The sequence below is a fragment of the Salinivibrio sharmensis genome, from assembly GCF_001995985.1.
Classification (GTDB): Bacteria; Pseudomonadota; Gammaproteobacteria; order Enterobacterales; family Vibrionaceae; genus Salinivibrio; species Salinivibrio sharmensis.
In genome coordinates this window covers 1-24,352 of record NZ_MUFC01000018.1, presented here as the reverse complement: position 1 = coordinate 24,352, position 24,352 = coordinate 1, and the positions used below count along the sequence as shown (strand labels likewise).

Sequence of the window (24,352 nt, the reverse complement as noted above, 5' to 3'; positions counted from 1 at the left end):
TAGCCCATATCGCGGCGGGGAAGTGCCCCCATACCGCACATGCAGTATGGGGGGAGGCGCAAATTAGTCTAGCTGAGGGCCAGCTGAGACCAGAGCGGCACCTTCAGGGGTGTCGGTGTACTTTTCAAAGTTATCGATAAAGCGTTGTGCCAGATCTTTGGCTTTGCTTTCCCACTGAAGGGGGTCGACATAGGTGTCACGCGGGTCAAGAATACCGTCGCTCACTTCGTCGAGTGAGGTGGGTACTTGCAAATTAAAAATTGGAATTGGCTTAGTCTCCGCTTTTTCGATGGAGCCATCTAAAATCGCGTCAATGATCGCGCGGGTATCTTTAATTGAAATCCGCTCGCCCGAGCCATTCCAGCCAGTGTTGACCAAATAGGCCTCGGCGCCTGCCGCTTCCATGCGTTTGACCAACACCTCTGCATACTTAGTGGGGTGCAAGGTCAAGAAGGCGGCACCGAATGCGGCAGAAAACGCAGGTGTCGGCTCGGTGATCCCACGCTCTGTGCCTGCAAGCTTCGCCGTAAAGCCTGACAAGAAATGGTACTTGGTTTGCTCTGGGGTCAGCTTAGACACGGGGGGCAGCACACCAAACGCATCCGCTGACAAGAAAATCACCTTGTTGGCATGGCCGCCTTTTGATACGGGCTTAACAATGTTGTCGATGTGATAAATCGGGTACGAGACACGGGTGTTCTCAGTTTTGGTGTTATCGTCAAAGTCGATGGTGCCATTGCCGCGGACGGTGACGTTCTCTAGTAGCGCATCACGACGAATGGCGTTATAGATATCCGGTTCAGCCTCTTTCGAGAGCTTGATGGTTTTCGCGTAGCAACCGCCCTCGAAGTTAAACACGCCGTGGTCGTCCCAGCCGTGTTCATCATCACCAATCAGCTGGCGTTTGGGGTCGGTAGAGAGGGTGGTTTTGCCGGTGCCGGATAAACCAAAGAAGATGGCGACATCACCGTCTTTACCCATGTTCGCCGAGCAGTGCATCGATGCGATGTCTTGCAGTGGCAAGAAATAATTCATCATCGCGAACATGCCTTTTTTCATCTCGCCGCCGTACCAAGTACCGCCGATGAGCTGCATACGTTCGGTGAGGTTGAAGACGGTGAAGTTTTCTGAGTTCAAACCATGTTCACGCCATTTGGTATTAACACACTTGGCACCGTTCATCACCACAAAGTCGGGCTCAAAGTCTTTTAGCTCTTCCTCCGTTGGACGGATAAACATGTTTTTAACGAAGTGTGCTTGCCACGCCACTTCCGTGATCACGCGAATACGTAGTCGGGTATTGGGGTTAGCACCACAATAGCCATCAATCACAAACAGGCGTTTGCCTGATAGCTGGTCTGTCACCAGCGCTTTGAGATCTTTCCAGACCGCTTGGTCGATAGGCTTGTTATCGTTTTTGCCTTGATCAGACCACCAAATGGTGTCGCGGGTGGTGTCATCGCGGACAATGTACTTATCTTTTGGTGAACGGCCGGTGAAAATACCAGTGTCTACCGCCACCGCGCCGAGCTCGGTCACCACGCCTTTTTCATAGCCTTCCAGCCCAGGTTTGGTTTCTTCCTCGAACAGCTGCTCATAAGAGGGATTACGGATGACTTCTTTGACATTTTCCAGACCATGACGGGAAAGATCGATGTCAGCGACCTCGGGTTCGACGTTCAGGACAGTCATAGGTGCTCCTTGGGGTAAGATGTTGTTAACTGTCTTTGTGCTAGCAACCTGAAAATGTGACTTCAGGGGCTGACTCTATATAAGACTGCACACTGGGGCTATTTTGATTGTAGGGTACGGACCACCAGGTGCCATGTCATAGACATGGTAACGCTTAGTTAATCGTTTGCGCTACCCAAAGACCTATTATTGTTTGTACAAAAATAATGCGAGAAAAAATGTGAGTTAAGTCGGGTAGGAATAAGAAAAAAGCCAGCATAATGCTGGCTTTTGAACTCCGTCAGGGGGATTTGCTTCGGAGCGCTAAAAATGTAGCACGTTGTTACTGCATTTGTGAGGAAGAATCCGCGTTTTGCTCGAAAATAGCTGCAACATCAACACTATCGAAAGCGTAGTCTGTGCCACAATAATCACAATGCAAATGAATCGTTCCCATTTCAGCCACCATTTTATCCACCTCGCTACGCTCGATAGCCGCGATGGCGCTGGCGCTGCGCTCGCGTGAGCAGCTGCATTTAAATACCACCTCTTGTGCGGGATACAGCGTGACTTTTTCTTGGTGGTACAAACGATACAGCACATCTTTAGCAGATAAGCTAAATAGCTCTTCGTTTTTAATGGTTTCGGTAAGCTGAGCGAGGTGTTCAAAATCGCCGTCTTCACCTTTGCCGTCGGGGAGAACCTGCAGCATCATCCCTGCAGCATGCGGTTTACCTGCATGCTCGCCGGTGCGTAACCAAAGGCGGGTCATCAGTTGCTCGGAACGGGCAAAGTAATCTTCAAGACAGGCTTGTAAGTTGTCAGATTCAAGGCCGACAATGCCCTGATAGCGCTCACCGTCCACCGGTTCAATGGTAATAATAAGCTGACCTTTACCCATCATCTCGGGCAAGGTAGCACCGTCTTTCACCTCACCTTTGACACGTGCGGTACCACGCAGTTGTTGATGATGATCCCCATTAATCACCGCAAGAGAGACGGGGCCATCGCCTTGCAGTTGCACGGTGATTGAGCCGTTAAACTTGAGGGTAGCGGTCAATAAGCTAGTCGCGGCAAGCATCTCTCCCAGCAAGGCATTGACCGGTGCCGGGAAATCTTGGTTTTCCAGTATGCGCTGATAGGTGTCATCGAGCTTGACCAGCTCACCACGAACAGACACATCTTCAAATAGGTAACGGTGTAGTTGATCGTTTGACATGCAATTTCTCTCCGGCAATGGCGCGATCGCGGCCTTAGTCTATGCCTTGTTTAAACTTACGAATATCTCGGCGTTGCTTTTTATCCGGTCGTCCATCGGGGCGAGGATTGTGTGCATTTAAGCGACGCATTTCTGACTCGTGCTCGCGCTTGGCGAGACTGCTCTCGGTTTCTTGGTACAGGGTTTGCGCGATTGGCGCCCCCTGACGCTGCTCTGAAAGAGCCATAACCGTGACGGTTTTTTCATCATGGCCTTGGCGAAGGCGGATCTCTGCCCCAACTTCTACCATTTTACTCGGTTTAGCGCGTTGGCCATTATACTGCACTTTGCCGCCATCAATCATATTGCGCGCAACGGAGCGCGTCTTGTAAAAGCGGGCAGCCCACAGCCACTTGTCTAACCTGACCGCCGTCAAAGGCGTTGATGCGTTGTTTTTCATCATTCAACTCCTGCGCAATCTGGATCGGCGACATTAGCACAAAATTTACTTTAGAGCAGTATCACAGCATAGCGGTTCCACTGCCCGTCCAACCGATGACTTCGATAAAATACCGGTCTATGACTGAAAAAGTCTCACTATCACAATGCGTTTTTGCTAGCATGCCCAGCTTTTCGTAATCTAATGATGGAATTTGCTGGCAAAAAAAGCCATCAATGGATAAACGGTGACCCCAATTGGTTTAAAAGGAATGATATCTCAGGCAGGACGCCAACATAATCGCTTCTCTTTGTCGCCACAAACTCTGCGTCGCGCAGCCCCTTGGCTCAATATCGGCTTAGTCTGCGTACTCGCATGGTTGGCAGGTCGTCTGGTGTGGGCTTTTTATCAGCCTGCGCCATCTACACCTGCGCCTATGGTGCACGAAGCAACCGCTTCTCAACCCACCGGAAACACGCTGTCTCTCGCACCTGTGATAGATGCCCAGCTTTTCGGACGTTATCAAGCGTCGAAGGCACAGCGCCGACAAGCCGTGAGCGAGGTACCGGAAACGCGGTTGCAATTAACCTTGGTAGGGGTGGTCGCCAGTGACCAACCATCCCGTGCGTTGGCGGTGATCGCCAATCGCGGGCAGCAAGCCACCTATGGTGTGGGTGAGCAGGTGAACGGCACCCAAGTCAGTATTGACCAGGTGTTGTCAGATCGGGTGATCTTGCGTCAGAGAACACGCCGAGAGGCATTATTGATGCCAGGCGTAGAGGCTGATAGCACGCCACAAACCGTCTTTTCGCCATCCAACGGAGAGGCTTCGCCCCCAAAGCCTACGCCCCGTGAGACGGCCAGTGGTAACTGGCCTGCTAATCTTGCGCAGCAACTTAACCAAAACCCTCAGCGCCTACTTGACTATGTGCAGCTTGCGCAAGTTGGGGATGCAAAGCAGCTCAAAGGATTTCGCCTCACACCTGGCAAAAACCCGATACTGTTTGAGCAATCAGGGTTGCAGCCTGGGGATATCGCGATTGCGATTAATGGCCTCAAGCTGAGTCGTTCTGTGGCGCTTCCCGATATTCTCAGTCGCATTCAACAACAGGGCGCGCTCGATCTGGTGGTCGAGCGGCAAGGACAGCAACATGACATCTCTATTCAATTATAAATTACAACAACCGCCGCGCGCGGCAGTAGGAGCGTGACGTGAATTTAAGGCAACGACTGATCCCCTATTTTATCGCTGTGACCTTTCTTTTCTCTGGGCTGTCAGCGAGTGCGGCGGAATTTAGTGCATCGTTCAAAGGAACGGATATTCAAGAGTTTATCGAAATTGTTGGCCGCAATTTGGAAAAAACCATCATTGTCGATCCTTCTGTTCGAGGCACGGTTAACGTGCGCAGCTATGACACCTTAACCGAAGAGCAGTATTACCAGTTTTTCCTCAATGTCCTAGAAGTGTATGGCTTTGCGGTAGTGGAAATGGATAACGGCGTCGTCAAGGTGGTACGTGACAAAGATGCCAAAACCTCCCCTGTGCCTGTGGTCGGTGAAGCTGACAACGTGGTGGGCGATGAGGTCGTCACGCGTGTGGTGGCGGTGAAAAATGTGTCAGTGCGTGAGTTGTCGCCGCTGCTGCGTCAACTTATCAACAATGCTGGTGCAGGTAACGTAGTGCACTACGATCCGGCCAATGTGATCATGATTACGGGGCGTGCGGCGGTGGTGAACCGTTTGACCGACATTATTCAGCGCGTTGACCAAGCCGGTGACAAAGAAGTCGAGGTGGTGCGCCTTGAGCATGCCTCGGCCGCTGAGATGGTGCGAATCGTTGAGGCACTTAATGAACGGGACAACCCCAACACACGCCCTGAATTGCTGGAACCTCGTATTGTTGCCGATGAACGTTTAAACGCGGTATTGGTGTCGGGCGAGCCCAAGGTACGTGCGCGAGTGAAAAAACTGATCCGACAGTTGGATAAAGAGATGGCCACTACCGGTAATAGCCGAGTGATTTATTTGCGCTATGCCAAAGCCGATGATGTGGTTGATGTGCTTAAAGGGGTCTCGGATAACCTGCTCGATGAAAAAGAGAAAAAGAGCAAGCCAGGCGCAACGCAGCAGGCGGTGCAGATCTCTGCTCACCAAGGCACCAATGCACTGGTGATCACCGCGCCACCGGACATTTTGAAAACCTTAGAGAGCGTGATCTCTCAGCTTGATATTCGCCGCGCGCAAGTGTTGATTGAAGCATTGATTGTGGAAATGTCCGAATCGGATGGTGCCAACCTTGGTATCCAGTGGGGCTCGCTGGAAAACGGCGGGATTCAGTTTAATAACACTGGCGTTGGTGTGACCAACTATCTGACCGGACAAAAAGCGACTGAAGACACGACTCGAACTGAAGTTCGTTATCGGGATGATGGAACGTCCTACAATGTTCCCATTACAGAGTCGGGTGATTATTCAGCACTCAATGAAGTCTTGGGTGGTTTGAATGGTCTCGCGGCTGGGGTGATCATGGGCGATTGGACCGCCTTGGTGACGGCAGTGGCGTCGAACAATGAATCGAATATTCTGTCTTCGCCCAATCTGATGGTACTGGATAACCAAGAAGCCTCGTTTGTGGTGGGGGAAGAGGTGCCGGTAATCACCGGATCGCAAACCGGTTCCAACAATGACAATCCGTTCCAAACCGTTGAGCGGAAAGATGTCGGGATCAAACTGAAAGTGACCCCGCAAATCAATGAAGGCTCAGCGGTGCTATTGGATATTGAGCAGGAAGTGTCCAATGTGTTGGGTGCCAGTGGCGCGGTCGATGTGCGTTTTGGTAAGCGCCAGCTCACTACCTCTGTGATGGTGGGTGACCAACAAATGATTGTGTTAAGTGGTTTGATTGATGAGCGCACAGTAGAGAGCGAATCTAAGGTGCCTGTGCTGGGAGATATTCCGGTGTTAGGGCATTTGTTTAAGTCCACCTCGACTCAGACTGAAAAGAAGAACCTGATGCTGTTTATCAAGCCGACCATTATTCGTACGGGCTTAACGGCCGATGGTGTGACGCAACGTAAATATAACTACATTCGTGCGGAGCAGCTATTGCGGGCACAAGACGGTGTGAAATTGATGCCGGATGCCGAAAAACCGGTGCTGCCTGATTACAATAGCGAGGCGGTGATGCCTGCTGAAGTCCGTGCACTGCAAGCGGAGTTAGCTGGATGAGCGAGCGTGCGACAGAGCTTAGCCGAGACGCAGGTGCTCGCTGGCAATTGCCGTTTGGCTTTGCTCGCCGTCATGGTGTGATACTACTCAATGACACTGAGGGTAGCGAGCGTACGCGCTTACTGTGCTTGCCCTCGGTGACGCCAGAGACCTTAGCGGAAGTGCAACGGGTGTTAGGCGATAACTTGGCACCTGAAATCGTTTCAGACAGTGAGTTTGACCAACACCTCACGCGCCTTTATCAGCGTGATAGCGCAGATGCTCAGCAGCTAATGGCGGATATTGGCGCCGATGCCGACAGTGATGATTTCTTCTCTCTCGCGGAGGAATTGCCACAAAGCGAAGATTTGCTGGAATCAGAGGACGATGCGCCAATCATCAAACTGATCAACGCGATGTTGGGGGAGGCCATCAAAGAGAGTGCCTCAGACATCCACATTGAAACCTTTGAGCATGCTTTATCAATTCGCTTCCGCGTCGATGGCGTGTTACGTGAAGTGCTCTCGCCGAGTCGTAAGCTGGCGCCGCTGTTGGTCTCCCGGGTTAAAGTGATGGCCAAGCTGGATATTGCCGAAAAGCGGGTGCCGCAAGATGGCCGTATTTCAGTCCGGATTGGCGGCCGTGCGGTTGATGTACGAGTGTCGACCATGCCCTCATCCCATGGTGAGCGCGTAGTGATGCGTCTACTTGATAAGAATGCAGTGCAGCTCGACCTCGCCCAGCTGGGTATGGCGCCTGACCTTCACCAAGGTTTCCGCACCCTCATTCACAAGCCTCATGGTATTTTGCTGGTGACCGGGCCAACCGGGTCGGGAAAGTCCACCACCCTATATGCTGGATTACAAACCATTAACAGTGAGGATCGCAATATTCTCACGGTTGAGGATCCGATCGAGTTCGATCTGGCTGGGATAGGGCAAACACAGGTAAACCCCAAAGTCGATATGACTTTTGCTCGCGGCTTGCGCGCGATGTTGCGTCAAGATCCTGACGTGGTGATGGTGGGGGAAATTCGCGATTTAGAAACTGCGCAAATTGCGGTTCAAGCATCGCTGACCGGCCACTTGGTGATGTCAACGCTGCACACCAACACTGCCATTGGCGCGGTGACGCGCTTGCGCGATATGGGCATTGAACCTTTCTTACTTTCATCATCGTTGCTCGGGGTATTAGCACAGCGCTTGGTTCGTACCCTGTGTGAACATTGCCGAGTGCCCTATCAAGCCGACGAGACGCAGCAACAATTGTTTGTGGATGTGGGACTTGCTAACCAAGGCGATGCCATTACGTTATATAAACCAAGCGGTTGCGAGCATTGCCACCAAAAAGGCTACCGCGGCCGCACCGGGATCCATGAGTTGTTGACCGTGGATGAGAATGTACAAGCGTTGATTCATCATGATGCCGGTGAGCATGCCATCGAGGAAGCGGTGCGGGCGCAAAGCCCCAGTATCCGCTATGACGGCTTGGCCAAAGTGCTGAACGGGGAAACCACCCTGGAAGAAGTAATGCGAGTGACCAAGGAGAGTTAATGGCTGCCTTTGACTACCAAGCACTGGATGCGCGAGGACGCAAACGCAAGGGCGTGATTGAAGCCGATACAGCACGCCAAGCACGGCAACAATTGCGCGACAAGGGCTTTACTCCTCTCGATGTTCAGGCCACTACCCGTAAGCGTGCGACACAAAAAAGCACGGCTTCTCAGCCACTTTTTCGTCAGCGCGGACGCGGTATTAGCACCCAGGAGCTGTCGCTGATCACCCGTCAGTTGGCGACCTTGATTGAGGCGGCTATGCCTCTGGAGGAGTGCTTAAAAGCGGTGGCAGAGCAAGCCGAGAAGCCGCGAATTGGTAGCATGATGACCAGTGTGCGTGCACGGGTGATGGAAGGATACACACTGGCCGATGCGTTGGCGGATTACCCCCATGTGTTTGACGAGCTCTACCGGGCGATGATTTCAGCCGGTGAAAAAGCGGGCCATTTGGGCACTGTGCTTGAGCGGCTTGCTGACTATGTGGAAAACCGTCAACGCATCCAATCGACCTTGTTACAAGCCATGCTGTATCCGGCGATTTTGACATTTTTCTCGGTACTGATTGTCGCCTTCCTGTTGGCAACGGTCGTGCCTGATATCGTTGGTCAATTTGTCCAAACCGGGCAATCACTGCCCGCATCAACCCAATTTCTTTTAAACGCCAGTGACTTTATCACCCAGTGGGGCGTATGGGTGGTCAGTGGTGTGGTGCTTTTTAGTATGGGGATTCGTCTGTTACTGAAAGACACACAACGGCGTCTTGCCTGGGATAAAAAAAAGCTCGCGTTACCGATACTGGGTCGGGTGGCGCGCGGATTGAACACATCACGCTTTGCGCGAACATTGGCGATTTGTACCGCCAGTGCGATCCCGTTATTGGATGGGATGAAAGTTGCCGCGCAAGTGATCACTAACCAATATGTACGTAAGCGCGTGCTTGAAGCGGCCGATAAAGTGCGTGAGGGGGCCAGTTTGCGTGTTGCGCTCGACCAGTCTGGTCTGTTTCCTCCCATGATGCTGCATATGATTGCCAGTGGTGAGCGCAGTGGTGAACTGGAGCCGATGCTCTCACGTGCAGCGGATAACCAAGACAAAGATTTTGAGGCGCAAGTCAATGTTGCCCTAGGAGTGTTTGGCCCGTTAATGATTGTACTAATGGCCGGATTAGTGCTTTTTATTGTGGTTGCCACCTTAATGCCAATTATTGCCATGAATGACATGGTCGGTTTGTGATTTGAATAATTTAAACAAGGAGAAAGCGATGCGTCGTCAACAAGGTTTCACCCTGCTCGAGGTCATGGTAGTGGTGGTCATTATTGGTCTACTTGCCAGCTTCGTGGCTCCTAACTTGCTGGGGAACAAAGACAAAGCCGCGGTCAAAAAAGCGGTGGCGGATGTCAGTGCGCTTGAAAATGCGCTGGATATGTACAAATTGGATAACAATCAGTACCCCACCACCGATCAAGGCTTAGACGCGCTAGTGACCCAGCCGCAAAGTGAGCCGGTACCCCGCAACTATCCTGCGCAAGGCTACATCAAGCGTTTACCGCAAGATCCGTGGAACAACGATTATCGCTATGTCAGCCCAGGCGAGCATGGTGTTGTCGATATCTTCTCGTTAGGCGCCGATGGCCAAGAAGGGGGAGAAGGGGTCAATCAAGACATTGGTAACTGGAACCTCAACGAGCTGCAGTAATATGCGTCAAGCGGCCGGCTTTACCTTACTCGAGATCTTGCTAGTGGTCGTCATCGTCGCGGTGAGCGCCTCGGGCGTGATAATGGTGATGCCTGAGCCGGCTGACACCCGCACACAAGAGGCCGGGCAAGCCTTGTATCAGAGGATGAAACTGTGGGCAGAGCAAAGCTGGTTGGAAGGTCGCACCTACGGCGTGCGTATCGACCCACAGCGCTATCAGCTTTTAGTGATGGGGCAGGAACAATGGCAACTTGTCAGCAGTGACCGCTGGGCGACCCAAGGACGTTTACCGGAGCAAAGCCGCTTTGTCTTAACCATGGATGGCTTTGGTTGGCAGCAACAAGACAGGTTGTTCGAGGATAAGCCGCTGTTTGAGGATTTGTTTGACGAAGACGATGAGCAGGCGGTGGCACCACCGCAAATCTGGCTACTGCCCAATGGTGAATTGACACCATTTACCCTGGTGATTGAAACAAATGGCAGTGCGGTCTGGCAGCTCAAAGCCAATGAGTTGGCGCGGTTTACCTGGCAGCGTGCAGGAGAGGGTGATGATGTTAATGCGCGTTAACTCGCAGCAGGGAATGACCTTGCTTGAGGTCTTAGTCGCGGTGGCGATCTTTGCCGTTGCGGCGCTGAGTGTGATGAAAGCCACTGGGCAACACACCCGCTCACTGAGCCGCTTAGAACAAAAAACCTTAGCCTCTATGGTGGCAGACAATCAGCTCGCCGAGGTGGTGCTTAATGCCAAGGTGCCTGATAAAGCGACGCAAGGCTCAACAGATATGGCCGGGCAACAATGGCAATGGCAATTAACCCCTGTGGCAACAGAAACCGGGCAGTTGCGTGCGGTTGATATGTCGGTGGCTGCCGCCGAAGAGACTGATAACCCGTTAGTCACCGTGAGGACCTATGTCGCCACGCGCTGAACGAGGATTTACCTTACTGGAAGTGCTGTTGGCGTTGGTGGTTTTCGCCAGCATTAGCCTGACTGCATACCAGGTGCTGCAAACCGTGCAGCGCAGCGATGAGCAGTCTCAGCAGGTGGGTGAGACGTTACAGCGACTGCAGCGCGCATTGGTGATCATGGACAGTGACTTTCGCCAGATGGCTGCGCGTCGTCAACGCATCACAGGACAAGTGCCGACAGAGCGGCTACTCATCGCGGGTTCAGAGGTATTACAAAGTGATGGGATGGGCGTGCGCTTTACCCGCACTGGCTGGATTAACCCACAAATACGCTTTCCGCGTGGTGAAGTGGTGGCGGTCGGATACCGTCAGCGAGACGGCAAGCTTGAACGCTTACGCTGGCGTTACCCAGACCAAGCGGCGAGTGACGAGCCCGCGGTGGCGACCCTGCTCAGTGATATTGATGATTTGAGCTTTCGTTTTTACGTCAAGCAAGGCTGGCAAGACAGTTTCGATACCAAGCACGCCTTACCGAAAGCGGTTCAAGTGCGCTTTACCCACCCACGCTATGGCAAGTTAGTGCGCACTTACCTTGTGGCTGGGCAAACCTTGCCAGCATCACTGCAGCGGGAGGCGCAATGAGGCGGCAGCAAGGGGCGGCCCTTTTGGTGGTGATGATGATTATGGCATTGATGACCGCGATTGCCGGGAGCATGGCGTCGCGGCTATACACCAACTATCACCGCGCCGAAAATCAGCTGCATTTTCAGCAAGCGTATTGGTATGGCAATGCGGTAGAGGGCTTGGCGGCATCGGTACTGCGCGAGAGCCTATCAGGGAGTGAGACGGTGAATTTAAGTCAAGCCTGGGCGGAGCCGGCTCGTACCTTTCCGCTGGATGGTGGAAAAGTAAGTGGTCGCTTACAAGATGCGAGCGCCTGTTTTAACCTCAATAGTTTACAGCTGCGCGGCGCCAAAGTGGGTGGGGCAACACCTTATGAGGTCACGGTGTTACGGGCGCTGGTGGGACAGTATGTGGAAGAGGGTTATCAAGCGGATGTGATTGCTCAGGCGAGCCGAGATTTTATTGATGAAAACAATCAGCTGGATCAGTCTCTCGGGGCAGAAGACGCGCATTATGAAAGTGTGCAGCCTGCGTATGTGACGGCGGATGCCTTGCTCGCCGATGTCAGCGAATGGCGCGCGGTGCGCGGCGTTAATGGTGACGTGTTTCGGCGTGCCTCACCCCAACTTTGCGCGCTGCCCAGCGCTGAGCTTAAAGTCAATGTGAACACCTTAAGCGAGAAGCAAGCGCCTTTGCTTTCAGCGTTGTTTGCCTCGGCGTTACCGGTGGAGCAAGCACAGCAGGTGATTGCGCAGCGGCCTGAGGCAGGGTGGAAAAGTGTCGCAGCATTTCTTGATACCCTGAGCCTCTCGGAATTTGAGGATGCTGATCGCGAGCGAATTGCGCCGCACTTAGGTGTGACCAGCGAGTTCTTTTTATTACAAGCCGATGTGCAGGTGGCCTCTGCCCAACGTCACATCCAGGCACTATTGCACTATAAAGACGAGGGCGAAGTTTCTATTTTGCGCCGTCGGTTCGGAGGAATGCGTGAGCGAGCGACTGATAATAAGGATCAGTGATGCCAGCCAGCCCATTTATTGGGCGCAGGTTCGTGCCAGTGATAACCAAGTGGTTGAGAGCGGCAGTTGTCAGCACCTGTCAGCGTTAACCGAGCAAGCACAAACGCGGCGAGTGGTGGTGCTGGTGGATAGCACGTGGCTGACATTGACCTCGGTGACACTCCCTCCCGGCTCTCGGCGCCAGCGCGACAAGGTAGTGCCTTACTTACTCGAGGAGTCGCTAGCGGAAGAGGTGGAAGCGGTACATGTTAGCCTTATCGATACTCAGGCGGATACCGCACATGTGGCCGTGGTTGCCCATCAGCAAATGCAAGCTTGGCAACAAGCGTTGGATGAGGCCGAGATCAGTGCGCGGCAGTGGATCCCCGATGTACTTTGTATACCTTGGTCGTCTGATTCGCTTTCACTCTTGGCATTGGGTGAGCAGTGGTTGTGCCGTTATGGGTCTAACCAAGGCGTGACGGGCACGGCGGCGTGGCTGGCCTTTTGGGGGCAGGCTTGGTGGCGGCAGCAACAGGAGCATGCGGACATCAACACACCTGAGCAGACTGGCGCTCTCAGTATTAACGGTTATGGTGAAGGTGGCCTGCAAGCCGCCAACCCCCTTCATGCCTTACCGTTTCAACTCGAGTGGCATGCAGAGGAAGCGCTGCATGTGTTGGCCACGCACAGCCACTCGGTGACGGCCAATATATTGACCGGAGAGTATCGACCGCAAAGTCAAACCAAGCAGACGTTCAAACCCTTTTTGCCAGCGGCTTGTCTACTGGTAGCTATCAGTGGGTTGCTAGGGGTTGAGCAATGGCTATCGATTCGTGATACCCAGCAGCAAGCGCAGGCTTTACGGGCGCAAAGCGAAGCCCTGTTTCGTCAAACCTTGCCGCAGTATGAGCGCATTCCCACTCGCTCATACATGGTTCGTCAAATGGATGCGGAGATCGCGCGGTTGGAAAGCCAACAACATGATGCGGCACTCTTACCTTGGCTGGCTCAGCTGGCGCCCCTACTGAGTGAGGTACCCGGTATTGAGCTTCAAGCATTACGTTATCAAGCCAATCGCGAAGCCTTGATATTACGGGCAACCGGCAGTGACTTCGCTCAGTTTGAGCGCTTGCGTGGCGCATTAAACGAGCACTATACAACCGACCTGGGGCAACTTAACCGCGATGGTGAAACAGTCAGTGGTGAATTTACCCTAAGGAGTCAATCATGATTGCGCGCATCCAGGCCCAATGGCAATCAATAAGCGCTCGCGAACAGCGCCTTATCGGGGTCGCCGGCGGTGTGCTGCTGATAAGTTTTCTTTATTGGGGCATCGTGGTGCCGATTCAGACACAAGCAGAGCAGGCACGTACTGCCGTGATCAGTGAGCGACGCGTTTTCAATGAGCTACAAAATAAACGCACCCAAATCATGCAACTGCGTGCCCAATCAGGGGGCACTCGCCATGCGTTGGCGAGTCGAAATCAGCCGCTTAATCAAGTCATTGCCGCTAGTGCTGGCGAATTCAATGTCACTATCACACGGTTACAGCCAGGAGAGGACAGTGTACAGCTGGGCCTTGAGCCTCTCCCTTTTAACCAATTGTTGCGATGGCTAGAGCAACTGGCACAGTTGCACGGGATTCAAGCCGCTCGGCTGAGTACCGAAGCGACTGAGACCGCGGGTGTGGTGAAGGTCAATCGACTAGAGCTGGAGCGATAGCAGATGGGGAGAAAAGCGCTGATTGGGCTTGGATGCGCGCTGGTATTTGCCGTCAGTGTCATTGTGCATGCCCCAGCAACATTATTGCACCTCGCGCCTTTGCCAACAGAGTTAAAGCTGAGCGGGGTCAACGGCACTGTGTGGCAGGGGCAAGTCAGGCAACTGCGTTGGCAAGACCAGGCTGTCGGCCCAATACAATGGGATCTTCATTGGCACCGGTTATTGACCAGCGCCACGCTGGAAGCGGCGATAAAGATAAAAGGCCCGCAAGGCATCAGCGGAAAGGGTGTGGTGGGCTTTAATGGCACTGAGCTGCAGCTTTCTCGCACCTTGATTTCGGCTCCCGCAAGCTTGCTTACCCGCTCGGTGGCGTTACCGCCGAGTGTGGCGATTGAAGGGCGGCTTGATGTGATTGTCCGCGAGGCAGTATTGGCGGAGTCAGGATGTCAGCGATTAGCCGGGCAGTTCCAATGGCAGCAGGCGGGGCTTACGCTTCCCTCGGGGCAGCTCAACGCTATTCCATTGCACGCCTCTCTCGCTTGTGACGGTCAAGGCGTCACCGCGCAGGGCCAAGGTGAGGCGCCCTCTTTGAGCAATAAGTTTTCATTGTCAATCACGCCATCTGGGCGATACTCTGTGTCAGGATGGCTGAAGCCGGGGCCGGCCTACCCTGAGTCGATGAAAGCACCACTGTCTTGGCTGGGGTCGCCGGATAACCAAGGACGCTATCGCTTTTCTTTTCGCGGCTAACAAGGCCTGATAGGCTTATCAAAAAGGGTGGCAAATCACGATATGACGCAGCGTAAACTTCCTCACATTCAGTCTAAACAGGTCGTCGCCGCTTCTCGCTTGTTTAAAGTGGAGTCGCTAGAGCTGATTTTTAGCAATGGCGTCGAGCGTACCTATGAGCGGATGAAACCGTCGGGACGTAATGCCGTGATGATGGTGCCGGTGACCGAATCAGGAGACCTCTTACTGGTACGCGAATATGCCGCAGGCACAGAGCGTTATGAGCTGGGCTTTCCCAAAGGATTAATTGACCCCGGTGAGGCACCGGAGCAAGCCGCGGTAAGAGAGTTAAAAGAAGAAATCGGTCAAGGCGCGCGCGAGTTAGTGCCATTGAAAGAGGTTGTGTTGGCGCCCTCTTACTTTTCCAGCCGGATGACACTGATGTTGGCACGTGATTTGTATCCAGAAAGCTTGGAGGGGGATGAGCCCGAACCGCTTGAGATCATTCGCTGGCCACTAGCCCAAGCGGAAGAGTTACTCACCCACGGTGATTTCTGTGAAGCGCGCAGTATTACCGCACTGATGATGGCGCTGAAGTATTTACAATCTGAGAGGTGAGGCATGGCATTGCCTGAGTTGTTGCCCGAGGTGATTGAGATAACTCGCTCTGCGGGTCAGGTTATCCTAGATATTTACCAAGACGGTGATTTTGAAGAGATCACTAAAAGTGACCAAACGCCAGTGACCAGTGCTGATTTGGCGGCACATAAGCTGATCACGGAAAAGCTCACCGCGTTGACGCCAGACATCCCCGTGTTATCGGAAGAAGACTGTGGTGTGCCATTAAGCGACCGTCAGCAATGGCAGCGCTATTGGTTGATTGACCCGCTCGACGGTACTCAAGAATTTATTGCGGGCAGTGGTGATTTCGCCACCATTATCGCGCTGGTGGAGGATAACCACCCGGTGATGGGGGTAGTCTATGCGCCTGTATCGGGGGTGACTTATTATGCTTGTCAGGATAAAGGGGCGTGGAAAATCACCCCAGATGGCGAAATGCATCGCATTTCGACAATGAAGCGAGAAGAGGCGATCACATCACTCTCAATTGCGATTAGTCGTCGCCAAGACATTCATGCGGTCACCGAAAAGCTGGCACCTGAAATCAACTACGATTTGGTGCCATTAGGCTCGGCGGCGCTGAAAGCTTGCTTGGTGGCCGAGGGTGCCGTGGACTGCTATCTACGCTTAGGCCCCACGGGTGAATGGGATACGGCGGCGACGCAGTGCATTGTTGAGCAAGCCGGTGGGCGCATACTGAGTACCGCGCTCAATGCCTTGTCATACAATGAGCGGGACTCGCTACAAAACCCCAATTTTATTGTGTTAGGGGATGAGTCACTCGCGTGGTCTTCAATACTGCAGGCATCATAACAGTTGACGGCACCTGACGGTGCCGTTTTCTTTTCGGCTATTTAGAACAGACGGTTTAAGCCATTGAGCGCCGCGACCCGGTACGCTTCGGCCATGGTCGGGTAGTTGAAGGTGGTATTCACAAAGTAATCGATGGTGTTGCCGTCGCCTTTTTGCTCAAAGATCGCTTGGCCGATATGAATGATTTCCGATGCGCGTTCACCAAAGCAGTGAATACCTAATATCTCGCGGGTTTCGCGGTGGAAAAGGATCTTCAAACTGCCGACATCCATGCCTGCAATTTGTGCCCGTGCGAGATGTTTGAACAAAGACCGTCCGACCTCATAGGGCACTTTTTCCGCGGTGAGCTCCTGCTCCGTTTTGCCCACTGAACTGATTTCAGGAATGGTATAAATGCCGGTGGGGATGTGCTCAATCAAACGTACGTTAGTATTGCCTTGGCAAATGGCTTCGGCCACCACGCGGCCTTGATCATACGCAGCGCTGGCAAGGCTTGGGTAGCCAATCACATCACCGACGGCATAAATATGGCCCACTTCTGTTGCGTAGCTTTCGCTATCAACGTCGAGCTGCCCACGTGAATTTGGCGTAAGGCCGACCGAGGACAAATTGAGTTTGTCGGTATTGCCTGCGCGACCATTGGCATACAGCAGACAATCTGCTTTCATTTTTTTGCCTGACTCCAGATGCACAATCACGCCATCATCAGTGCCCTCAATGCGCTCATAGGTCTCATCATTGCGGATCATGACACCGCTACTGCCAAAGTGATAAGACAAAGCATCAGAGATTTCATTATCCAAAAATGACAGCAAGCGATCGCGGGTATTGATTAAATCCACTTTGACCCCGAGCCCACGAAAAATAGAAGCATACTCGCTACCTATCACGCCGGCTCCATAAATGATCACATGCCGCGGGTCATGGGCTAACGATAAAATGGAGTCACTGTCATAAATCCGAGGGTGAGAAAAATCCACATCGGCAGGCTGATAAGGGCGAGAGCCGGTGGCAATCACAAAGTGATCGGCGGTGTAGGTATCAGCACTGCCGTCACTATGATGCACCGTTAGGGTATGCGCATCGACAAACTCGGCGTTGCCATGGAGTAAGGTACATTGGTTGCGGTCATAGAAGCCCTGGCGCATGCGGGTTTGTTTACCGATTACCGATTCAGCATGGCTGAGTATTTGAGAAAAGGTACTGTGGATACTCTTGCTGTTTTGGGTGTAGATAGGGCTTTGATTAAATTCAATGATCCGGCTAACGGTGTGGCGCAGTGCTTTAGACGGGATGGTGCCCCAATGGGTACAGCCACCTCCGACGGTGCTTTCTCGCTCAATCACGGCCACCCGCTTACCGGCTTTGGATAAGCCCATGGCGGCCCCTTCTCCTCCGGGGCCACTGCCTATCACGATGGCGTCAAAATGATCTTGCGGGCGAGGGCTCGACTTGCTCATAGGGGTCAGACCTTATTTTCATTATTGCAACATCTGTTTATGACCAGTTTAACGCTTATTATCCGTAAGGTTAACTTTCGCAGCCAAATCTGTGTTCAAATCCGCGTGATAGCGATGGGAAGCACTGCCTGGATTGGCTGATTTAAACACTAAAATTGCGTATAGTGACAGCATGGTGACCATGAGTAGAGTGCGATGGGTATTCGAGCACAACAAAAAGAAAAAACGCGCCGTTCTGTCATTGATGCGGCGTTCAGCCAGCTCAGTGCTGAACGCAGTTTTTCCAGTCTCAGCCTGCGCGAAGTCGCACGCGAGGCGGGAATAGCGCCTACCTCTTTCTATCGTCACTTTAAAGATATGGATGAGCTGGGGTTGACCATGGTCGACGAGGGCGGACTATTGCTCCGACAACTGATGCGTCAGGCGCGTCAGCGGATCGCCGCGGAAGGCAGTGTGGTACGCACCTCGGTAGAAACCTTTATGGAGTTTATCGAGAGCAGCCCAAATGTGTTTCGGTTGCTGTTGCGCGAGCGGTCAGGCACCTCTTCGGCCTTCCGTGCTGCCGTGGCTCGAGAAATCCAACATTTTGTTGCTGAGTTGACCGAGTATTTACAATCTCGCACGCAGCTCACCTATGAAGAAGCGTACAATCAGTCGGAAGCATGTGTGATCTTGGTCTTTAATATGGGCGCGGAAGCGCTTGATCTCGATCCTCACGCCCGCGCAGAATTGGCCGAGCGAATGGTGTTACAATTACGCATGATAGCCAAGGGAGCTTACTGGTACCGAAAAGACCGGGAGCGGCGAGCCTTACAGGAAAAACTGTCATAAAACAGGTGAAGACATGGAACACGAGCAAGTGAAATCAGAACGTAAATTTTTGCTGCTGGCACTGGTTACCGGCATTTGTGGAAGTGCAACTCTCGCGACACTGTTCGTCAGTGGTGTGGCATTTTCTATTTTTCCCATTCTCGCGTTTGTACTGGCCGTGCATGCTTGCTACCAACTTCATGAACGCCAGCCGCTGACTGAAGGTACGCCGCTGATTGCGTTTGCCTGTTTCTTGGTGGGGGCCTTTGGCTATTCAGCATTTATCCGTATGCAAATGCCAGAGCTGGGCGGTAACTTCTTCTCGATTTTGGTTGCCATGGCATTAGCGTTCTGGGTCGGCCACAAGCTGGGCTTTTTCAGCCGTAAAGCGAAAAACGATACTGCGTCTGACGTTTAAGCCTCGCACGACGAATCGCACTCCAAAACAAACAAAAAAGGCGTCGAGAGACGCCTTTTTACGTTGTGACGAACTCGCTTAGTATGACTACTTTCGCTCTAACCACACACCCGCTTCGGTATGGTGGGTGAACGGGAATTGATCGAACAGCGCACAGCGACTAATGCGGTGAGTTTGGCTCAAGCGTTCTAGGTTCTCGACCAAGGTTTCTGGATTACAGGAGATATATAAAACCCGATCGTAACCTTGCACCATTTTGCAGGTGTCATCATCCATGCCCGAACGGGGTGGATCGACAAAAATGGTATTGCACTGATAGTCACTCAGTGTCACCCCTTGATCTTTTAAGCGGCGAAACTCGCGCTCGCCATTGATCGCTTGAGTGAACTCTTCGGCAGACATACGAATAATCTGCACATTGTCGATATTGTTGGCGGCAATATTGTATTGCGCCGATTGCACCGAGGGTTTCGCCAACTCGGTGGCGAGGACGCGGCGAAAGTTTTTCGCTAATGCCAGTGAGAAGTTGCCATTCCCGCAATACAGCTCCAGCAAATCGCCTTGGCTATCGCGGGTGCAATCGATGGCCCATTCCAGCATTTTCTCCGCCATCGGCCCGTTAGGTTGGGTAAAGCTGTTTTCAATTTGCTGGTAGATTAGCGTCTGACCATCGGCATTGAGCTTTTCCAAAACGTAGTCGCGGTCTAGCACTTTCTTTTGCTTGCGCGCACGGCCAATCAGGTTGAGGTTAAAGCCCTCATCGTTCAAACGTTGTTTAAGCGCTTGCGCGGCCTTTTCCCACTCTTCATCTAACTGACGATGATAAAGCAAAGACACCAAGATCTCACCGCTCAAGGTAGATAGGAAATCAACTTGGAATAGCTTACGTCGCAACGCGTCGTTGGGCTTGATGGCCTCCATCAACAGTGGCATCAAATCATTGATCAGGCGGCTCGCAGCGGGAAAGGTATCGACGCGGTACTTCTGCTTGGTTGCAGGGTCAAACATGATGTAATACAGGTCGTCACCTTCATGCCATACCCGAAACTCTGCGCGCATCCGATAGTGGGTTTCCGGTGAACGAAAGATTTCTAGCTCAGGTGCGTGAAACGGCGCGAGTTGTGCATTGAGTCGTTGGACTTTCTCAGCAAGCTGTGTGTCGTAGTCAACGGCGGTGTGAGCCTTGGTCATGATGGCTGCCTCAGCGATTGGAAAATGAGCGCAGATTTTAGACAAATCCCCAGCTATGTCCACCCTTGCTCACGATTCTCCCTTATTCGATAAGGTTATCAATGGACAATATCCATCTAGACGGCTAATATCCCTGCGTGGGTCAGTGCTCTGTCTATACCCAAGAGGACGGATCACAGGAATGCGGTGAGAGTCCGCAACTGACGCGCAGCGGTGTAAGAGAACGACCCTAACCCGGCCCAAGGTCAGACACTGTCGCCAATGCTGATAAACAGTATGCGATGGGAAGTCGTTAGCAGTAGGCGGCGAAAGCCATGCTCTTAAGTCCGAATACAGCCCACAGACGCAGCACGTCGCTGCACATTCTCGCGATAGGAAGGAACAACCAATGAACAAACAAATAGTGGCGAGCCTGATGGCGGCGTCATTTTTCCCTGTGAGCACGTGGGCCGAGCAAAACACCGAAACGGTGGTGGTGACTGCTAGTCGGTTTGAGCAGTCCGATGCTTCAGTGTTGCAATCGGCAACTATCTTAACGCGTCAAGACATTGCGCGTTTGCAGGCGCGAAGCCTTGTCGATGTATTGCGCACGGTGCCGAGCATCGAGATTGCTCAAAGCGGTGGTCGTGGACAAGTTGCCTCTATTTTTATGCGCGGCACGGAATCAGACCACTCTTTAGTCTTGATTGATGGGGTGCGTATGGCCTCGTCTATCACAGGCTCGGTGGATTTTAATCAGATCCCAGTAAACAGTATCGAGCGGATTGAGATTATTCGCGGCGCACGCGCCACACTTTATGGGTCGAGCGCGATTGGTGGGGTGATCAATATCATCACCAAAAGCAATACAGAGCGAGCCAATGTTTCCGCGACCGTAGGCAGTTTGGATCATCATGCTGTTAGTGGTACGTGGTCAACAACGTTGGGCGATAAGGGTCACTTCTCTGGTATCGCTGGGTATGAGTCCAATGATGGATACAATGTTCATCCATCGGCGAGCAACCGGGGAGATCAGCATGGTTTTACCGGCCGCAATGCACAACTTGGATACAGTCATCGCTGGAATACATCTTGGTCGGCCGATGTGACGGGGCGCTGGTACCAGAATGAATACGATTACGACTACTCTAACCAAATAAAGCACAGTTGGTTGGAAAGCCAAGCACTGGCTGGCAATCTGAATTATCGCTCAGGGGGCTGGAGTGCAACCTTGAGCGGGGAATTTTCTCAGCGAGATAAGTATGACTATTTTCCTGGTACCGTGCGCAAGGAGAATAAAACCTCAGATGTGGAACAAGTCTCTACCTCGTTGGGACTCCAGTATCAAGCCACGGATGACTGGCTGCTTGGTGGCGGTGTGGATTATCGACAAGATACCTACAATAAAGGGTGGGTAGATATTGATGAAATTGCTATTAACCCGCGCGATAACCTTGGCACTTACCTTTTAACGCAATTTAGCCCAGTAGAGCCACTATCTATTGAAGCAAGCGTGCGCTTGGATGATAACGAACAATACGGCCAGCATACGACGTGGCAGACAAGCGCGGGTCTTGCGATAGTGGAAGGATATCAATTGGTCGCCAGTTATAGCACCGCCTTCAAAGCACCGCTTTTTACTGAGCTTTATGGTCAGTATGGAGATGAAAACTTAAATCCAGATGAATCCGCAAATACCGAGCTTGCTCTGCATGGCTTAACTGCAGATATCGATTGGTCGCTTACCGGCTACATTAACCATATTGATAATATGGTTGGTTTTGACACGGAGACGTGGAAATATCGCAATATTGAAGATGTAACGATTAAGGGCATTGAGCTCATTGCGAGCTTTGATGTGGCATCACTCCATAACCAGCTTTCATTGGAGTATAAAGATCCCAAAAAGGATAACACCGGTGAACAGCTCCTGCGTCGCGCCGAACGGGTGGCGAAATGGCAGGCATCGTACCAATGGGAGCGCATACTGCTGGGCACACAGTGGCAATATCAAAGCGAGCGAATTGATCCGAATGGCCGTTTAGGTAGTTATAGTTTATGGGCGGTCACTGCCTCTTATCAGGCGACCGATCACCTAACCGTGAAAGGCAAAGTCGATAATGTGTTTGATAAAGAGTACGAGACAGCGGGTGGTTATCCTGCGGCCGAACGCGCCTACTTTATGACGTTGGACTATCAGTACTAGTGATAGCTTCTCGGCGAAACTAGCTTTTCTCACGCCCTTATCGTTATGATAAGGGCGTTTTTATTGTATGGGTGACTCATGGCGCAGCCTAACATTCTGATCTTTGACTCTGGTGTGGGTGGCTTATCGATTTATCAGTCGGTGCGAGAGCAGCTTCCTGACGCTAACTACACCTATTTATTCGATAACGAAGCTTTTCCATACGGCGAGTTAGATGACACGCGCTTGGTCACACGGGTGACCGCTCAAATACAAGCGGTGTGCGCGCATCATGATATTGATATCGTCGTCATTGCATGCAATACAGCCTCGACGCTGGTATTACCCACGCTCCGTCAGCAGTTGGCGCTTCCGGTCGTGGGAGTTGTACCCGCGATCAAGCCTGCGGCCGCAATGAGTCAGCAAAAGGCGATTGGCTTACTAGCAACACCCGCCACGGTGGCTCGTCCGTATACCGAACAATTGGTGGCTGACTTTGCCAAAGATTGTCAGGTAGTCTCAGTCGGTACCACGGCACTCGTGCATATGGCAGAACGCAAACTCCGTGGTGAGGCGGTGAACCAGCAAGATCTCGCGGCCATATTGCGTCCGTTTAAAGGAACCGTCGATACCCTCGTACTGGGTTGCACTCACTTTCCTTTACTGCGTGATGACATCCAATCAGTGATGGGTGACTCAGTCCGTTTAATTGATTCGGGAGATGCGATTGCGCGCCGCGTGGTTTCGCTGGTCAGTCTACATAGTGACGCAAGGGCTACCGTTGCGACGTCAAAGCATTATGCTTATGCGACGGCAACCCCTATTAAAGCTGATGCTTTGGCGGACTTTATCCGATCGATAGGTTTTACGGATGTCAGCTATTCGCCTGCTTTTTTGGCTCATTCGCTTCACGGACTTTAAGTGTCCGCTCGCCATAAACATTATTATTGAGCGCATTGATAGCATCGTCGGCATGTCCTGCGGCCATCACCACAAAACCAAACCCTCGGCGTTTCCCCGTCCGTTTGTCTTTCATTAGACGAACGGCAAACACTTCTCCATGTTCGCTAAACAGCGTGCGCACATCATTTTCATTTGCACGATAAGGTAAGTTTCCGACGTATAGCGTTTTGCTTTGCGGAGACTCTTCTTCTTTTTCACTCGACGGAGTCGATGTAGAGGGTCCTTGCTCTGGCTGAATAAAGTTAGGTAAAGGAAGATATAGGCAAGCTAGACCACTAAGTATTGCACCCATAGCAAACGAAAGAGCGGGTGAGCTGACGTCCATGAGGCTGACGATAATCGCGCCAAGGACAGCGATGCAGATGACTAAAGCAAAATTAACTGGTGATTTCATAAGCGTCATTAAATAGAACAATTAAAGTGATGACATGACAACAGTTCGGCAATGCATGTCGTGAAAAAGACCAAGAAAACAAGCCAGCGTTACCTTGCGGTAAAGGTCTCGTATCAATAATGTTTCAAACCGCTGGTTATTCATCATTTTAGGTGGATTATTGCTCAGTCGAAATAAAAAACGTAAAAATCCCTTGTCAGTGTGATCCGCGTCGCTATACTACGCCCCACATCGACACGGCAAGCGCTTAGCGAGCATGTCGAGGTAAAAATCAAATAAAAATAAACGCTTGACGTCAGTTTTTAAATGATTAACATTGCCGGCCTACTTAACGCCACGCGTTAGGGAAGTCAAAAAGAGGTTTTGTTTCAGCCGGTAGGGTTGAAAATAAAAGATAAAATTTCTTCTTGACTTTAACGGCAAGGCGCGTAAGATACGCAGCCCTGACCGAGCGAAGCRCAGCTTCGCACAGTCAACGCTCTTTAACAATTTGACCTATGCAATCTGTGTGGRCACTCGTTGAGAATAGACAAAAAGATTTATTCGATGAACTGAGTGACCAAACGAYAACTTTTTAGTTRTTCGGCACAGTCAATTCGTTTGTCTCTTCGGAGATAAACAGTAATCAGTATTCATTGAGCAGTTTCTACGGAAACACCAAACTTAAATTGAAGAGTTTGATCATGGCTCAGATTGAACGCTGGCGGCAGGCCTAACACATGCAAGTCGAGCGGAAACGGCAGCATTGAAGCTTCGGTGGATTTGCTGGA

The 24,352-nt window shown here is 52.0% G+C and carries 24 protein-coding genes and 1 riboswitch; of the genes, 18 read left to right on the top strand and 6 right to left on the bottom strand.

Going from position 1 to position 24,352, the window contains the following annotated elements:
* Positions 1–63 precede the first annotated feature (63 nt).
* The 3 genes from pckA to hslR form a co-directional block, all read right to left on the bottom strand.
* The gene (pckA, locus tag BZG74_RS13415; protein WP_077773061.1) at positions 64–1,692 is read right to left on the bottom strand and encodes a phosphoenolpyruvate carboxykinase (ATP); all 1,629 of its coding nucleotides are present in this window, start codon (positions 1,690–1,692) and stop codon (positions 64–66) included.
* Between the two features lie 322 nt (positions 1,693–2,014).
* Positions 2,015–2,890, bottom strand: coding sequence for an Hsp33 family molecular chaperone HslO (gene hslO / locus BZG74_RS13410; protein WP_077773060.1), 876 nt, complete (start codon positions 2,888–2,890; stop codon positions 2,015–2,017).
* Between the two features lie 34 nt (positions 2,891–2,924).
* The gene (gene hslR / locus BZG74_RS13405; RefSeq protein WP_392397597.1) at positions 2,925–3,329 is read right to left on the bottom strand and encodes a ribosome-associated heat shock protein Hsp15; all 405 of its coding nucleotides are present in this window, start codon (positions 3,327–3,329) and stop codon (positions 2,925–2,927) included.
* A 226-nt stretch (positions 3,330–3,555) separates the two neighbouring features.
* Between hslR and gspC the strand changes: the two genes are divergently transcribed.
* From gspC to cysQ, 14 genes are read left to right on the top strand one after another with little or no spacing between them, the layout of a single operon-like run.
* Positions 3,556–4,482 (top strand): type II secretion system protein GspC, encoded by a 927-nt coding sequence (gspC, locus tag BZG74_RS13400; RefSeq protein ID WP_077773058.1) that lies wholly within the window; start codon positions 3,556–3,558, stop codon positions 4,480–4,482.
* Between the two features lie 56 nt (positions 4,483–4,538).
* The gene (gspD, locus tag BZG74_RS13395; protein ID WP_201247389.1) at positions 4,539–6,536 is read left to right on the top strand and encodes a type II secretion system secretin GspD; all 1,998 of its coding nucleotides are present in this window, start codon (positions 4,539–4,541) and stop codon (positions 6,534–6,536) included.
* The gene (gspE, locus tag BZG74_RS13390; protein ID WP_077773056.1) at positions 6,533–8,068 is read left to right on the top strand and encodes a type II secretion system ATPase GspE; all 1,536 of its coding nucleotides are present in this window, start codon (positions 6,533–6,535) and stop codon (positions 8,066–8,068) included. The genes gspD and gspE overlap by 4 nt, the downstream gene beginning before the upstream one ends.
* A complete protein-coding gene (gene gspF / locus BZG74_RS13385) occupies positions 8,068–9,303 on the top strand; it encodes a type II secretion system inner membrane protein GspF (RefSeq protein ID WP_077773055.1) in 1,236 nt (411 codons plus the stop codon). Before gspE ends, gspF begins: the two co-directional genes overlap by 1 nt.
* A gap of 28 nt (positions 9,304–9,331) precedes the next feature.
* The gene (gspG, locus tag BZG74_RS13380; protein ID WP_077457367.1) at positions 9,332–9,766 is read left to right on the top strand and encodes a type II secretion system major pseudopilin GspG; all 435 of its coding nucleotides are present in this window, start codon (positions 9,332–9,334) and stop codon (positions 9,764–9,766) included.
* 1 nt (position 9,767) lies between these two features.
* The gene (gene gspH, locus BZG74_RS13375; RefSeq protein WP_158020662.1) at positions 9,768–10,334 is read left to right on the top strand and encodes a type II secretion system minor pseudopilin GspH; all 567 of its coding nucleotides are present in this window, start codon (positions 9,768–9,770) and stop codon (positions 10,332–10,334) included.
* Positions 10,315–10,692, top strand: coding sequence for a type II secretion system minor pseudopilin GspI (gene gspI, locus BZG74_RS13370; RefSeq protein WP_235605765.1), 378 nt, complete (start codon positions 10,315–10,317; stop codon positions 10,690–10,692). The genes gspH and gspI overlap by 20 nt, the downstream gene beginning before the upstream one ends.
* On the top strand, positions 10,676–11,314 hold the full coding sequence (gene gspJ, locus BZG74_RS13365) for a type II secretion system minor pseudopilin GspJ (protein WP_077773053.1): 639 nt from the start codon (positions 10,676–10,678) through the stop codon (positions 11,312–11,314). Before gspI ends, gspJ begins: the two co-directional genes overlap by 17 nt.
* Entirely contained in the window at positions 11,311–12,315 is a 1,005-nt protein-coding gene (gene gspK, locus BZG74_RS13360; RefSeq protein WP_077773052.1) for a type II secretion system minor pseudopilin GspK, read from the top strand. The genes gspJ and gspK overlap by 4 nt, the downstream gene beginning before the upstream one ends.
* Positions 12,284–13,528, top strand: a complete 1,245-nt coding sequence (gspL, locus tag BZG74_RS13355) for a type II secretion system protein GspL (RefSeq protein ID WP_158020661.1) — start codon at positions 12,284–12,286, stop codon at positions 13,526–13,528. Before gspK ends, gspL begins: the two co-directional genes overlap by 32 nt.
* Positions 13,525–14,019 (top strand): type II secretion system protein GspM, encoded by a 495-nt coding sequence (gene gspM / locus BZG74_RS13350; protein ID WP_077773050.1) that lies wholly within the window; start codon positions 13,525–13,527, stop codon positions 14,017–14,019. Before gspL ends, gspM begins: the two co-directional genes overlap by 4 nt.
* A gap of 3 nt (positions 14,020–14,022) precedes the next feature.
* Positions 14,023–14,769, top strand: a complete 747-nt coding sequence (locus BZG74_RS13345) for a type II secretion system protein N (protein ID WP_077773049.1) — start codon at positions 14,023–14,025, stop codon at positions 14,767–14,769.
* Positions 14,770–14,811: 42 nt separating this feature from the next.
* Complete coding sequence (gene nudE / locus BZG74_RS13340; RefSeq protein WP_077773048.1) at positions 14,812–15,366, top strand: ADP compounds hydrolase NudE; 555 nt, start codon at positions 14,812–14,814, stop codon at positions 15,364–15,366.
* Between the two features lie 3 nt (positions 15,367–15,369).
* Entirely contained in the window at positions 15,370–16,182 is an 813-nt protein-coding gene (gene cysQ / locus BZG74_RS13335) for a 3'(2'),5'-bisphosphate nucleotidase CysQ (protein WP_077773047.1), read from the top strand.
* Positions 16,183–16,223: 41 nt separating this feature from the next.
* Here cysQ and sthA read toward each other — a convergent pair whose 3' ends face one another.
* Positions 16,224–17,642, bottom strand: coding sequence for a Si-specific NAD(P)(+) transhydrogenase (sthA, locus tag BZG74_RS13330; RefSeq protein ID WP_077773046.1), 1,419 nt, complete (start codon positions 17,640–17,642; stop codon positions 16,224–16,226).
* Positions 17,643–17,837: 195 nt separating this feature from the next.
* On the opposite strand from sthA, the gene fabR reads away from it, so the two are divergent.
* Entirely contained in the window at positions 17,838–18,473 is a 636-nt protein-coding gene (gene fabR / locus BZG74_RS13325) for an HTH-type transcriptional repressor FabR (RefSeq protein ID WP_046074425.1), read from the top strand.
* Between the two features lie 13 nt (positions 18,474–18,486).
* Positions 18,487–18,870, top strand: coding sequence for a YijD family membrane protein (locus tag BZG74_RS13320; protein ID WP_046074424.1), 384 nt, complete (start codon positions 18,487–18,489; stop codon positions 18,868–18,870).
* 87 nt (positions 18,871–18,957) lie between these two features.
* On the opposite strand, the gene trmA is transcribed toward BZG74_RS13320, so the two are convergent.
* Positions 18,958–20,061, bottom strand: coding sequence for a tRNA (uridine(54)-C5)-methyltransferase TrmA (gene trmA / locus BZG74_RS13315; protein WP_077773045.1), 1,104 nt, complete (start codon positions 20,059–20,061; stop codon positions 18,958–18,960).
* Positions 20,062–20,183: 122 nt separating this feature from the next.
* A riboswitch (cobalamin riboswitch) is annotated at positions 20,184–20,416 on the top strand.
* Between the two features lie 33 nt (positions 20,417–20,449).
* On the opposite strand from trmA, the gene BZG74_RS13310 reads away from it, so the two are divergent.
* Both BZG74_RS13310 and murI read left to right on the top strand, forming a co-directional pair.
* On the top strand, positions 20,450–22,246 hold the full coding sequence (locus BZG74_RS13310) for a TonB-dependent receptor domain-containing protein (RefSeq protein WP_077773044.1): 1,797 nt from the start codon (positions 20,450–20,452) through the stop codon (positions 22,244–22,246).
* Between the two features lie 78 nt (positions 22,247–22,324).
* Entirely contained in the window at positions 22,325–23,146 is an 822-nt protein-coding gene (murI, locus tag BZG74_RS13305; protein WP_077773043.1) for a glutamate racemase, read from the top strand.
* On the opposite strand, the gene BZG74_RS13300 is transcribed toward murI, so the two are convergent.
* Positions 23,100–23,582 carry an RNA recognition motif domain-containing protein gene (locus BZG74_RS13300; protein ID WP_077773042.1) on the bottom strand — a complete coding sequence of 161 codons (483 nt, stop codon included), beginning with the start codon at positions 23,580–23,582 and terminating at the stop codon, positions 23,100–23,102. The genes murI and BZG74_RS13300 overlap by 47 nt on opposite strands.
* Between the last annotated feature and the right edge of the window lie 770 nt (positions 23,583–24,352).

What these genes read in the sequence shown, in the direction of transcription:
- pckA (WP_077773061.1), bottom strand. Translation starts at nt 1,692, where the DNA reads ATGACTGTCCTGAACGTCGAACCCGAGGTCGCTGACATCGATCTTTCC.
- hslO (WP_077773060.1), bottom strand. Translation starts at nt 2,890, where the DNA reads ATGTCAAACGATCAACTACACCGTTACCTATTTGAAGATGTGTCTGTT.
- hslR (WP_392397597.1), bottom strand. Translation starts at nt 3,329, where the DNA reads ATGAAAAACAACGCATCAACGCCTTTGACGGCGGTCAGGTTAGACAAG.
- gspE (WP_077773056.1), top strand. Translation starts at nt 6,533, where the DNA reads ATGAGCGAGCGTGCGACAGAGCTTAGCCGAGACGCAGGTGCTCGCTGG.
- gspF (WP_077773055.1), top strand. Translation starts at nt 8,068, where the DNA reads ATGGCTGCCTTTGACTACCAAGCACTGGATGCGCGAGGACGCAAACGC.
- gspG (WP_077457367.1), top strand. Translation starts at nt 9,332, where the DNA reads ATGCGTCGTCAACAAGGTTTCACCCTGCTCGAGGTCATGGTAGTGGTG.
- gspH (WP_158020662.1), top strand. Translation starts at nt 9,768, where the DNA reads ATGCGTCAAGCGGCCGGCTTTACCTTACTCGAGATCTTGCTAGTGGTC.
- gspI (WP_235605765.1), top strand. Translation starts at nt 10,315, where the DNA reads ATGATGTTAATGCGCGTTAACTCGCAGCAGGGAATGACCTTGCTTGAG.
- gspJ (WP_077773053.1), top strand. Translation starts at nt 10,676, where the DNA reads ATGTCGCCACGCGCTGAACGAGGATTTACCTTACTGGAAGTGCTGTTG.
- gspK (WP_077773052.1), top strand. Translation starts at nt 11,311, where the DNA reads ATGAGGCGGCAGCAAGGGGCGGCCCTTTTGGTGGTGATGATGATTATG.
- gspM (WP_077773050.1), top strand. Translation starts at nt 13,525, where the DNA reads ATGATTGCGCGCATCCAGGCCCAATGGCAATCAATAAGCGCTCGCGAA.
- BZG74_RS13345 (WP_077773049.1), top strand. Translation starts at nt 14,023, where the DNA reads ATGGGGAGAAAAGCGCTGATTGGGCTTGGATGCGCGCTGGTATTTGCC.
- nudE (WP_077773048.1), top strand. Translation starts at nt 14,812, where the DNA reads ATGACGCAGCGTAAACTTCCTCACATTCAGTCTAAACAGGTCGTCGCC.
- cysQ (WP_077773047.1), top strand. Translation starts at nt 15,370, where the DNA reads ATGGCATTGCCTGAGTTGTTGCCCGAGGTGATTGAGATAACTCGCTCT.
- sthA (WP_077773046.1), bottom strand. Translation starts at nt 17,642, where the DNA reads ATGAGCAAGTCGAGCCCTCGCCCGCAAGATCATTTTGACGCCATCGTG.
- fabR (WP_046074425.1), top strand. Translation starts at nt 17,838, where the DNA reads ATGGGTATTCGAGCACAACAAAAAGAAAAAACGCGCCGTTCTGTCATT.
- BZG74_RS13320 (WP_046074424.1), top strand. Translation starts at nt 18,487, where the DNA reads ATGGAACACGAGCAAGTGAAATCAGAACGTAAATTTTTGCTGCTGGCA.
- trmA (WP_077773045.1), bottom strand. Translation starts at nt 20,061, where the DNA reads ATGACCAAGGCTCACACCGCCGTTGACTACGACACACAGCTTGCTGAG.
- BZG74_RS13310 (WP_077773044.1), top strand. Translation starts at nt 20,450, where the DNA reads ATGAACAAACAAATAGTGGCGAGCCTGATGGCGGCGTCATTTTTCCCT.
- murI (WP_077773043.1), top strand. Translation starts at nt 22,325, where the DNA reads ATGGCGCAGCCTAACATTCTGATCTTTGACTCTGGTGTGGGTGGCTTA.
- BZG74_RS13300 (WP_077773042.1), bottom strand. Translation starts at nt 23,582, where the DNA reads ATGAAATCACCAGTTAATTTTGCTTTAGTCATCTGCATCGCTGTCCTT.